Raw genomic sequence first — 11,096 nt, forward strand, 5'->3', positions numbered from 1 at the left:
AACATTCGACTTGCATTACAATACAAATCTGATATGCTCTAACTGAATTACAAAGCGAACATTGGTCGTGATCGGCTTTGTAGTTTCACCAGCATGTGTCTATTCTTGGTTGCCCATTCGGCAACTTTTTTAATTTCTAACAACAAAAAATGGACTAAATAGCTCCAGTAGCTACTTAGTCCATTGACTTCAATTTGTTTTTAACTATCCTTAACTTGCCCTTTGGGACTGGTTTGCGGTATAATTAACCTACAAATTAAGAACAATGTTCAGTCGATTTTAACTTGCCGGTGAAAATCGACTGAATCTAAGTAGCTGGTATGAGCTACTTGCTAAACCAAAAATCCCTGATTCCTCGTGAATCGGGGATTTTTCTGTTTAGCTTGATCTCTTTATTCGGTTGTTAAATTAATCTTAGTCTAGCATAGCGCTTACCTAGCGGCAACTTTATTTGGTTTTGTATATTTTGCCAGCTTTTTTCTAAATATCATTGTCTGAAAAGGCATTAAATCCTCCTTGCAAGCGTTCTTTGGAATCAGATGGTGATTCTGTGCTATTTTTAGGTGCTTCTGGAGCTTTTAATTCATCTTTAACATAAGGATCACCTTGAGCCTTTAACCGTTCAATTTCGTGAATTAAAGCGGTTTTAACAAGTGTGGTTTTAGGAATTAATGATTTATCAAAGTAATCAAGGATTTCTTTGTCGACAATTTTCTCGGGATTTAGTCGGACGTTCAAGGTTTTAACTTTTCCCATGATTACTTGCTCCCTTCGTTTTGAGCTTGTTGACTTAATCCGTACTTATAAAAGCCGTTAACATTAGCAACTTCTGTATTTTTAACAATAACTGCGTTAGTGAAAGTAGTATTCAAGATTTTTTGGTTAAGCAAATTGGCTCCACCACCGGTAAAGAACAAAGTATCAATACTATTAAGGTTCTTTAACGTTGAAGTTACATTAGCAACTAAGCGCCGGGTAAACCGGTCAATTTCCTTGCAAACCAAATCAGTAATATCATCTTGACGATTTTTAGAAAATCGGTAGTTCCAATGATGTTGCTGGTTTCCCTTTCGTAAATCTTTTTCTAATTGATAAAGGCTAGTATCACCATTAATCCCGTTGGCAATGGCTTCATATAGATCATTTACGCCGGTATTAAATTGATGGCGGTTTTTGCCACTTAGCTCAAAGTTTAAAATCGTATCAATCAGTATTGTTCCACCACCTACGTCAACAATGCCGACTTTTTCGTCTAATAGATCTTTATTCTGGATAAAGCCTTCATCATCTAGTAATTCATTATATAAGGTGCCGATTGGTTGGGGCAAAATATAAACTTTACGAACTCTTACCGTCACGATTTTATCGTCAATAGTAACTTGGTGTTGGCCCTCTAAGACTTTTAATAAAGCTTTTAATTGTCCTTGTTCAGCGTAATCTCCAGTTGGAAGCCCAGCAGTGACGACTACTTCTAAAACTTGATCTTTAGCCGCTTTGAAATCACTTGCTAGTAATCCCAGCGCAAAATTGGCTAGTAATTTAAATGCTTCACTATCGTATCGAGCACCATACATGATTGTATCAGCTAAATATTCGTCAAGGTGAAGCCGATCAATATCTCGACCCCATACGTACTTATCGTCGCTAAAAGGGACTGAATAAGTGTGTAGGTCATTATTCATTGTAGAATTGCCAACTGACATCGGCATGTCTGCTTGGTTTAAATATCTTGAAGGCAGTACATATTCAGCTTTGCTGCTTTTTAATTTGGTCTGTTTGTTTCCTAAATCTAAGCTAAAAATATCCATAAAGCATTCTCCTTGATTTGCATTATATTGTGTATATATAAAATACCGCATTACATGCTATTTGTAAATAAACAGAATCACAAAAAAAGCAACTAAATTAAGTTGCATTACAAAAAGTACCGCTTTGTTAGTCATTTTCGTTTAATCTTGTATTTCTTTCGATACCTGATAAAGGTCGTTCGTTTAATGCCGGTATTACGGGCAACATCTACATCACTCATGCCCGCCTGATAAAGCTTAAAGGCATGTTGCAAGCGGGGATCGTCTTGGGTGTATTGGGGTTTGCGGCCATGATATTTACCTTGCTGAAGTAGTTTATGTTCTAATTGTATTTGTGTAAGTTTTTGGTTGGCCCTTACTTAAATAAAAATATAAACTCTGTCATAGCTTTTGTCTTCTCGTGTACGGGGGAAGAACGGGTCACTTTCAAATTGAGCAAAGGCACAATATAAATATCAATTGCCTAACGGCTGTATGATCAATCAAGAGTAACTTTTATTTTTAGTGTGAATTGTTCTAGTAACAGTAATTAAAAAACAAAAAAGTGTGACATAACCTTAAGTTACATCACACTTGGCGATTAGATATGCAAGGACCTTTCCAGTTCAGTTAACTCTTTAGAATTTTGCGAGTTAGGAAAGCAATGTATACAGCTCCTTATCTATTCTGCAGTAGCAGTGCTTAAAACCCAGTTAAGCCAGTTTTTTACAGTGCTACGTCGTCTTTTTGCAGTTGTACTACTGCGCACAGACATAGCATTGTCTAACAAGACATGATCTATATAATCATTATCAAATTCACCGCCATTATGAAGAGTATTTACGAATATTAAATTAAAGCATTTGGTTGATAGGATTTGTTTAATAATAATTTTATTTCTATTGTCAGAGTTAGGTAAATCGGCAACGTATTTTCCTAGTTTTGTCAACTCAAATTTTTTTCAACTTTGCTAGCAAATCCAAGATAACGAAGAGCGTTTCCATAATAATCACCTTGTCGTTCATCAAACTGGTAGTCACTACCTAATTCAAATTTATCTTTAGGAGTCCGTAAATGCTGCAGCATATCCAAAACACGTGTAAGACTATCTGCTTGTGGAAATGTGATGGTATCTTTCAGATTAGGGCTATCCTTACTGATTTGTTTAACATTTTCAAGAGTAATAGCCAAGCTTTGATCCACAATGAAATTTACTTGTTTAACACGTCGAATACTTGAATAGTTGCTCGGATCTGTGAATTCAAATACATGAAAAGCGTAGACATTGTCTGCATGTGTAAGATATACCGGTAGTACTTTTTTGTCTATATTAAGATTGGTATAACCGCGAAAGGGATAATAAAGCTGTCTGATCATGAAATCTTGTGGAATTCTGTTTTTGGCTTCTATTACAAGTAAATTATTTAAATTTTCAAAGCCCGCATCGATTTCTACCTGGCTATTATGAACGCTAAACGAATAAGGACTTTTAGAATCTTTTAAATCTATTCGGTACTTTAATTCTCCAGATTTTAGACGGCAGATTGTAAAATTTAAGTTGAACATTTAAGTGGACAGAAAAACCCATCAAGGTCTTTAATGGTGTTACCACACAATCCATTAGAAAGAAGGGCCTTGATGAGCACCACTATTTTATCATTCCAGAACCGTGTTGTCATTGAAACGCTTCATAATGAAGCACGTTCCTTGCGATACATCGCTAACTACTTAGGCTTTAGTAAGACCACCATCTTTAACGAACTTCACCGGCTAAATAGTGAGTACCAGGCTGGGCTAGCGCAAACTGACTTTGAACGAAAGGTTAGTCAACGGGGGCGGAAGTCTTCGCTCACTAAAAACCTTAAACACTTGATCGAGGAAAAGATTCAAGTCCAGAAGTGGTCCCCTGAACAAGTTGCCCATGTGGTGGGGATTGCCTACAAGACGGTCTATAACTGGATTGATCAAGGATGGCTTGATATACAGTTGCCCGATTTGCCTGATCATGGAATTCGTCGTCATCGTGCTAAAGAAAAGCGTGGTACGTTCAATCACGGCCGCTCCATTGAGGAGCGGCCTCATAAAGTCGAAACTCGCCAGGAATTCGGCCACTTTGAAGCTGATACCGTACTTTCTGGTAAACGTAAAGGTCAAGCTGTGGCTACTTTTGTGGAGCGTAAGAGTCGCCTGACAATTGTTAAACGGCTCCATGGTCGCGACAGTCAGTCCATGACTCAAGCCGTACTTGAACTAGCTAGTCAACTTCAAGACAAGCTCAAGACGCTTACCGTAGATCATGGTAAAGAGTTCGCTAACTATCAGACAATTGAACGGCGAACTGGTACACAGGTTTATTTTGCCCATGCCTATTCACCGCATGAAAGAGGCAGTAATGAGAACCGTAACCGAGTTTTGCGGCGCTTTATTCCCAAAGGCCAAGCCATTGAAGAACTAAGTGATCACCAATTGGTTCAAATTAATTGGTATTTGAATTCACGGCCACTTAAATGTCTTAATTGGCATACACCAATCAAGATCTTCTTGCTTAATTTACGTCATTAAATTCGTTCAAGTTATTTCTTGCAATCTGCCTTGGTTAAATCAAGGGAAAATTGAGTTTTCTTTAAATGATTTGCCTGAACATGGCGTGCGCCAACGGCGTAACGTTGACCAACGTTCTAAATATAATCAATCTTTGGGGCGATCAATTGAACAGCGTCCCATGATGATTAATCAACGTAATCGCATCGGCGATTTTGAACTAGATACGGTCGTTGGTCCTCGTGGGCATAGTAAGGCAGTTTTATTAACCTTAATCGATCGCAAATCACGTTTCCTTTGGGCCTACCGATTAAAAAACCGGACGACAGCGACTGTTAATGAAGCCCTAAATAAGTTTCTAGCAACTTTTAATGGCCCGGTGCATAAGTTTTACGGTGGACCGTGGCACTGAGTTTAGCGGTCTAGTATCACTTGAAGCACAATACGGTATTAAGACCTATTACTGCCATGCTTATACGCCAGCTGAGCGCGGCAGTAATGAACGATTTAATCGGAACTTACGCTATTTTTATCCTAAGGGGACTTATTTTGAGCACATTAGTGCTCAAGGCTTGAAAACCACCTTACTCGAAATTAATCAGAGACCACTTAAAATACTTGACTGGCAAACACCTTATCAGGTCATGCTGACCAATTTGTCAAAAAATTCGGATTAAATTTGCAATCTACCAAGTTAATATATTTGACTATATTTTTTATTATTGTCTATGATACTCCTTAAAAGTTAGTTAAGAAAACATTATATATAAAAAAATATATAAAAAAATATGCTAAGTTAATATTTTCTATAAATTCAATATATGAAAATTATGTTTATATATATTGATATAACAAATCATACTTTTTGTTATAATGTGATTATGGTTAGAAAATTAAATTAGGAGGAATCATTTTATGAAATATGAGGGTTTAGATCTATTAAACAATCACTTCTTAAATAAAGGTACTGCCTTTACTAAGGAAGAAAGAAAAGAAAATCACATCGAAGGTTTGTTGCCACCATTCGTGCAAACTTTGGATCAACAAGTCGAACAAGCTTATGAAAACTATTCTAATAAGGATACATTCTTGGCTAAGAGAATGTATTTGATGGATCTTTTCAATGAAAATGTTACTTTATTCTACAAGTTATTCAGTCAACATGTTAATGAATTTATGCCAGTTGTTTATGATCCAACAATCGCTGACACAATTGAAAACTACAGTCACCTCTTCTTAGATCCACAAAATGCCGCTTTCTTATCAATCGATGATCAAGATGATATTGAAGCATCATTGAAGAATGCATCTGCTGGTCGCGATATCAAGTTAATCGTTGTTACTGATGGTGAGGGTATCCTTGGTATTGGTGACTGGGGTGTTCAAGGTGTTGACATCTCTGTTGGTAAATTAATGGTTTACACAGCTGCTGCTGGTGTTGATCCTAAATCAGTTCTTCCTGTTGTCCTTGATGTAGGTACAAACAGAAAAGAATTATTAGCTGATGATCTATACATGGGTAATCATCACGAACGTGTTACTGGCGACAAGTACTACAACTTCGTTGACAAATTTGTTGAAACTGCTGAAAACTTATTCCCTGATATGTATCTTCACTTTGAAGACTTTGGCCGTAGCAATGCTGCTAACATCTTAAATAAGTACAAAGATAATATTCTTACCTTCAATGATGACATTCAAGGTACAGGTGTTATTACTCTTGCTGGTATTCTTGGTGCTTTGAATATTTCCAAGGAAAAACTTACAGATCAAGTTTATCTATCATTTGGTGCTGGTACTGCCGGTGCTGGTATTACTAAGAGAATCTTCGATGCAATGGTTGAAGAAGGACTTTCTGAAGATGAAGCTAGAAAACATTTCTACCTAGTCGACAAACAAGGTCTTTTGTTCGATGATACTGAAGATTTAACACCAGAACAAAAGCCATTTACAAGAAAACGTAGTGAATTTGCTAATGCTGATGAATTAACAAACTTAGAAGCTGTTGTTAAAGCTGTCCACCCTACTATTCTTGTTGGTACTTCAACACAACCTGGTACCTTTACAGAAGCTGTTATCAAGGAAATGGCCGCTCATACAGAACGTCCAATTATCTTCCCATTGTCAAATCCTACAAAGCTTGCTGAAGCTAAGGCTGAAGACCTTTTGAAATGGACTGATGGCAAGGCTCTTATTGCTACTGGTATTCCTGTTGAACCCGTTGAATACAATGGTGTTACATATCATATCGGTCAAGCAAATAACGCTTTAGTTTACCCAGGTCTTGGTCTTGGTTCTATGGCTGTTAATGCTAAGATTCTTTCAGATGGCATGATCAACAAAGCTGCTCACTCATTGGGTGGTATCGTTGATCCTACACAACCTGGTGCTGCTGTTCTTCCTCCAGTTTCACAACTAGACAAGTTCAGTATGACTGTTGCCAATGGTGTTGCTCAACAAGCTATTGACGAAAAATTAACAACTGCTACAGACGCTAAAAAAGCAGTTGCTGATCTTAAGTGGGAACCTAAATATTAATTAAAATTTTTGTTAAATAAAGGGGAATTTATTCATGGCTGCATTTATCACTTCACTTGAAAGTGTTGCTGAAATCGTTCTTGTCATTGCTTTGGGGTATTGGCTAAGAGGATCAGGACGTTTAGGCGACGAATTTAAAGGCAATATTTCATTTATCATTATGAAAATTGCTTTACCTGCTTCAATCTTCGTCTCTGTTCTTAAATATTTGAACAGAGATAAATTAGCAAGTTTGTCCGGCGGACTGATCTTTACCTTCGCCAGTTTCACGATTGGTTACATCATTGCATGGATCTTAACAAAGGTCTTCCGTATTAGAAAGGGCCGTCGTGGTACTTTCATTAACATATTCGTTAATGCTAATACCATCTTTATCGGTTTACCTCTAAACATGGCTTTATTTGGAACTAAGAGTTTACCTTACTTCCTTATCTACTATGTTATGAATACAGTTTCAACTTGGGCTGTTGGTATCTTCTTCATCTCAAGTGATGATCCAACCGTTGAAAAGGGTGCTAAGAAAGACTTTAACTGGAAAAAATTACTTCCTGCTCCACTTGTTGGTTTCTTAGTATCACTTGTTTTCTTACTACTTGCTATCCCAGTTCCTGACTGGATCAACAAGACTTTGGACATGGTCGGTGGTATCGTTACACCAATGTCATTGATCTACATCGGTATTATCTTAGCCGATGCAGGTTTGAAATCAATCAGATTCGACCGTGATACAATCCTAGCTCTATTAGGTAGATTTGTGGTTGCTCCTGCAATCATGATTAGCATTATTCTTATTGGTGGTTCAATGATGGGTACTTCATTACCAACTATCGAATCAAACTCATTCATCATTCAATCAGCTGCTCCTGGTTTAGCTGTCCTACCTATTCTAGTTGATCAATCACATGGTGATGTTGACTACGCTACTAACCTTGTTACAACATCAACTGTCTTGTTCGTAATTGTTGTGCCAATCTTAATGCAAGTAGCTAACTTGATTTAATTGATTTAAATACATTCACACATTCAAACAAATTCAGATCCTCCTCTAAAATATAAAAAAAGTCGTCAAACATTCTGCGGTTTAAAGTGCAACACAAAAGTTAGACAAAATTGAATATTTTTAAACTGCTAAGGCATGTTCCCTGTATTCGCAGGGAGTCATGACTTTTGTTTTCTGTGATATTCGTCGATTGTTAAACCAATCGACGTAATTCTTTGTGATTTCCTTGAATTCTCCAATATCTTTACACTGTGGAAATCCATTAAGACATTCTGTTTTAAGAAGATGAAAGAAGCTTTCAATTGGCGCATTATCAAGACAGTTTCCCTTACGAGACATGCTTTGTATAAATTTTTTTTCAGAGAGTTTATCGGTATAGTAATTCAATTGATAATGCCAACCTTGATCTGAATGAATTATTGGTTTTATTCCTTCCGGAATATTTTCTGTGAGTTCATCGAGTGTATCCATAATTAGTTTACTGTTAGGACTATTACTTACTTGAAATGCTAAAACTTCCTTGCTTGCTTCGTCAGTAATAGCTGAAACGTAAGCCCACTTAGTATCGGCCAAGCGTACTTGTGTAACATCGGTATGTAATACTTTGAAAGGTACGGTTTCATTAAAATGCTGATGTAGAACGTTACGGGCCACTTTTCCAACTGTACCTTTATAAGATGAATATCTACCATTTCTGTGGCGGTTATAAAGGCTTACTTGAACATTTAATTCATCCATCAAACGACGCACTACGGCGTCTGATAGATGGATATCTAATTTAATGAGCTCTTCTTGAACGCGACGATAACCGTAGGTTAGACGTCCGCGATATCTTCCGCTTTCGGCAATTTTTAGTATCTCTACTTTTACATCTTCATACTTATCTACATAATTTTTGATACGTTTACGTTCATCATGATAAGTCGCTTTCTTAAGTCCAATGGTCTTAAGAATATCGCCGACTTTATACCGGTTAGATTTCGGAAGAGACTCTTGTTCGACCCTGATCTGATCAACTATTTGTGTTTTCTTTCGTCCTTTGGGGTTCCGAACAGGGTCATTGATTTTTTTAAGATTTCGTTCTCCAATTTTGCATCATATAATTCTTGATTCTTTTTCGTCAATTCTTCACGAAGTTGATCGATTTCGTTCTTGTTTACTAACTTACGTAATTTCTTCTTATTATGTTTCACTTTGGTTTTTCTGCCTTTCGGATGAGGCTTCAAGGCTTCTATACCATACTGATTGAAGGCTGTCCTCCAAAGACTGATTTGACAAGAATTAACATCAAATTTTGCGGATACTTCGGCTAAAGTTTCATCATGAGTTTGATAGTAGTTTATCACATCAACTTTAAACTCAACTGAGAAACTTCGTTTAACTCTTCTTCGTTTAAGAGCGTCTGCGCCGCTCAAACGAAAGTTTTGTATCCATCTACCTACTTGTATTCGAGGCAAGTTACGTTTCTTTGAAAGAAGACTGATACTAATGTCACCTTGAAGATATTCACTAACGACTTCTGCTTTTAATTCTGAACTATATTTGACCATAGAAAAAGTGCTCCATAACTGTTAGATTTCTTGTCTAACAATTATGGAGCACTTTATTGGGTGTGGACTTTTTGCTTTGGAAGTCGAATGAATAAAATAGGATTGTGCCTTTCCTCAGCACTTTGTAAGTATTTAAAACATAACAAACTTAGTTAAGTACAAGCATAAATTGAATTAAAAATACATTCAATTTAACAACGACGGAAATTGATTTTGTGGTTATCAGCAGGCCAAGTGAAACTAGGTCAATGCGCATTTATACCCCACAAAAATTTAGTGGGGGTTTGCGCTTAAAATCTGTCTCAGAAGTTGCCTTCGGCAACAACTAAAAACTCAAAGAAAACTAACCGAAATCAATTTGATCTAACATACTTTCGGTACTTGCTTGGTCTAAGCCTAAATAAACTAAAGTCATGGCTTCACTTGAATGATTTAATAAGTGCATGACTAGGCCAATATTGTAATTTGATTGCGTGTAAACACGATAAGCCCCAGTTTTGCGCATCGTATGAGTACCTAGATAATTAATTCCTAATAGATCGCCAACCTTACTCATAATTTTGTAGAACTGTTTTTCAGTAATATGGCGTTCTGGGTGTTGAATTGAAGGAAAGAGCCATTCAGAATCCAGCTTATGATCAAGCAGCCATTGACGGTACAATAAGAGCTCTGTTTGAACAGGCTTAAGGTACAAGGTATTAGGTTTACCAGTTTTTCGGTCATGAATAAACGCATTTTGTTTAATAGAACCGTCCGGATTAAAAATATCGGCCTGTTTTAAGCCCATAACGTCACTCACTCGCAGTAGCGTCGCTTTACCAACTTGAAAAATCGTATAGTTACGTCGGCCAGCTTTAAAGTTATTGAGTAACGTATCTTGAACCTCTTTAAGAACGTTTGGATGTAAGCTGATTCCTGAGACAACTTTTAAGAGAGCGTATAATGAATAAATCGTCTCTCAAAAGGAAGGAATTTTTACATGCCAACTCGTTACGACAAAGAATTCAAACAAAACATCATCAACCTATATAAACAAGGCGAATCAGCCGCCCAACTGGCCAGAGAATATGGCATTGGCTATTCAACCGTTCATAAGTGGATCCAGGGCCAAGCCAAAACTCAATCCGGTAAATCGCCAGACGAAATTAAAGCGATGGAAAAGCGGCTGGCTTCCCTGTCTGAGGAGAACGAAATCCTAAAAAAGCCCTGGGCTTCCTTGCGCAGAAGTAACCAATATTTTTGATTACATTCACCAAGAAAGCCATAACCACCAGGTAACTAAGATGTGCCGAATCCTCGGTGTTTCCAGAGCTCAGTATTATCGTTATCGATCCCCCAAACCTTCAAAACGCCGGGCCGAAGATGCGGACTTAAAACAACGGATTCTGCGGATCTTTGCGGAATTCAAGCAGCGATACGGCGTTATGAAGATCCACCATGAATTGAATCTGGAACTTCAACCACTGCAGCGTCGGTGCAGTCCAAGACGGATTTCCCGGCTCATGAAGGAACTGGATATCCACTCCGTTACCGTCAATAAATGGAAAGCGGCTTCGGCTTCCAAAACCAAGGTTGAACAGCGTCCCAACTTGCTTAAGCAGGATTTCTCGACCACTGGTTTAAATCAAAAATGGACCGCTGATATGACCTATACCCTAGTGGCCTAAAAATAAAAAATCA

At 37.5% G+C, this 11,096-nt stretch carries 10 protein-coding genes and 3 pseudogenes; 6 read left to right on the plus strand and 7 right to left on the minus strand.

The window, feature by feature from the left end:
* Positions 1–480: 480 nt before the first annotated feature.
* The 4 genes and pseudogenes from FD16_RS08600 to FD16_RS08615 all read right to left on the minus strand — a co-directional run bounded on the left by FD16_RS08600 (position 481) and on the right by FD16_RS08615 (position 3,353).
* Positions 481–756, minus strand: coding sequence for a hypothetical protein (locus FD16_RS08600; RefSeq protein ID WP_003625713.1), 276 nt, complete (start codon positions 754–756; stop codon positions 481–483).
* 2 nt (positions 757–758) lie between these two features.
* Positions 759–1,808, minus strand: coding sequence for a ParM/StbA family protein (locus FD16_RS08605; RefSeq protein WP_010623258.1), 1,050 nt, complete (start codon positions 1,806–1,808; stop codon positions 759–761).
* Between the two features lie 131 nt (positions 1,809–1,939).
* Positions 1,940–2,116: pseudogene (locus tag FD16_RS12605) on the minus strand (helix-turn-helix domain-containing protein); the annotation flags it as partial.
* 353 nt (positions 2,117–2,469) lie between these two features.
* Positions 2,470–3,353, minus strand: a pseudogene (locus FD16_RS08615) (DUF6997 domain-containing protein).
* Positions 3,354–3,425: 72 nt separating this feature from the next.
* Here FD16_RS08615 and FD16_RS08620 point away from each other — a divergent pair.
* The 4 genes and pseudogenes from FD16_RS08620 to FD16_RS08640 all read left to right on the plus strand — a co-directional run bounded on the left by FD16_RS08620 (position 3,426) and on the right by FD16_RS08640 (position 7,866).
* Positions 3,426–4,349, plus strand: a complete 924-nt coding sequence (locus FD16_RS08620) for an IS30 family transposase (RefSeq protein ID WP_010623261.1) — start codon at positions 3,426–3,428, stop codon at positions 4,347–4,349.
* A 31-nt stretch (positions 4,350–4,380) separates the two neighbouring features.
* Positions 4,381–5,005, plus strand: a pseudogene (locus FD16_RS12610) (IS30 family transposase); the annotation flags it as partial.
* Positions 5,006–5,243: 238 nt separating this feature from the next.
* Complete coding sequence (locus tag FD16_RS08635) at positions 5,244–6,866, plus strand: malolactic enzyme (protein ID WP_010623262.1); 1,623 nt, start codon at positions 5,244–5,246, stop codon at positions 6,864–6,866.
* A 34-nt stretch (positions 6,867–6,900) separates the two neighbouring features.
* Entirely contained in the window at positions 6,901–7,866 is a 966-nt protein-coding gene (locus tag FD16_RS08640) for an AEC family transporter (protein WP_010623263.1), read from the plus strand.
* A 120-nt stretch (positions 7,867–7,986) separates the two neighbouring features.
* Here the strand turns inward: FD16_RS08640 and FD16_RS08645 are convergent, their stop codons facing one another.
* The 3 genes from FD16_RS08645 to FD16_RS08655 form a co-directional block, all read right to left on the minus strand.
* A complete protein-coding gene (locus tag FD16_RS08645; protein WP_338048829.1) occupies positions 7,987–8,955 on the minus strand; it encodes an IS3 family transposase in 969 nt (322 codons plus the stop codon).
* Positions 8,883–9,416 (minus strand): helix-turn-helix domain-containing protein, encoded by a 534-nt coding sequence (locus FD16_RS08650; RefSeq protein ID WP_010623264.1) that lies wholly within the window; start codon positions 9,414–9,416, stop codon positions 8,883–8,885. Before FD16_RS08650 ends, FD16_RS08645 begins: the two co-directional genes overlap by 73 nt.
* A 343-nt stretch (positions 9,417–9,759) precedes the next feature.
* Positions 9,760–10,329: a site-specific integrase gene (locus FD16_RS08655; RefSeq protein ID WP_156403247.1), complete on the minus strand. Its 570-nt coding sequence runs from the start codon at positions 10,327–10,329 to the stop codon at positions 9,760–9,762.
* Positions 10,330–10,395: 66 nt separating this feature from the next.
* Between FD16_RS08655 and FD16_RS13170 the strand changes: the two genes are divergently transcribed.
* Positions 10,396–10,659: a transposase gene (locus FD16_RS13170; protein WP_010623352.1), complete on the plus strand. Its 264-nt coding sequence runs from the start codon at positions 10,396–10,398 to the stop codon at positions 10,657–10,659.
* Between the two features lie 40 nt (positions 10,660–10,699).
* Positions 10,700–11,083 (plus strand): IS3 family transposase, encoded by a 384-nt coding sequence (locus FD16_RS13250; RefSeq protein WP_082603536.1) that lies wholly within the window; start codon positions 10,700–10,702, stop codon positions 11,081–11,083.
* Positions 11,084–11,096: the final 13 nt, after the last annotated feature.

The sequence above is a fragment of the Paucilactobacillus suebicus DSM 5007 = KCTC 3549 genome (assembly GCF_001434475.1).
In the GTDB taxonomy this organism is placed as follows: domain Bacteria; phylum Bacillota; class Bacilli; order Lactobacillales; family Lactobacillaceae; genus Paucilactobacillus; species Paucilactobacillus suebicus.

Coding starts and splice junctions, on each gene's coding strand:
- FD16_RS08600 (WP_003625713.1), bottom strand. CDS start 756: ATGGGAAAAGTTAAAACCTTGAACGTCCGACTAAATCCCGAGAAAATT.
- FD16_RS08605 (WP_010623258.1), bottom strand. CDS start 1,808: ATGGATATTTTTAGCTTAGATTTAGGAAACAAACAGACCAAATTAAAA.
- FD16_RS08620 (WP_010623261.1), top strand. CDS start 3,426: ATGAGCACCACTATTTTATCATTCCAGAACCGTGTTGTCATTGAAACG.
- FD16_RS08635 (WP_010623262.1), top strand. CDS start 5,244: ATGAAATATGAGGGTTTAGATCTATTAAACAATCACTTCTTAAATAAA.
- FD16_RS08640 (WP_010623263.1), top strand. CDS start 6,901: ATGGCTGCATTTATCACTTCACTTGAAAGTGTTGCTGAAATCGTTCTT.
- FD16_RS08650 (WP_010623264.1), bottom strand. CDS start 9,416: ATGGTCAAATATAGTTCAGAATTAAAAGCAGAAGTCGTTAGTGAATAT.
- FD16_RS13170 (WP_010623352.1), top strand. CDS start 10,396: ATGCCAACTCGTTACGACAAAGAATTCAAACAAAACATCATCAACCTA.
- FD16_RS13250 (WP_082603536.1), top strand. CDS start 10,700: ATGTGCCGAATCCTCGGTGTTTCCAGAGCTCAGTATTATCGTTATCGA.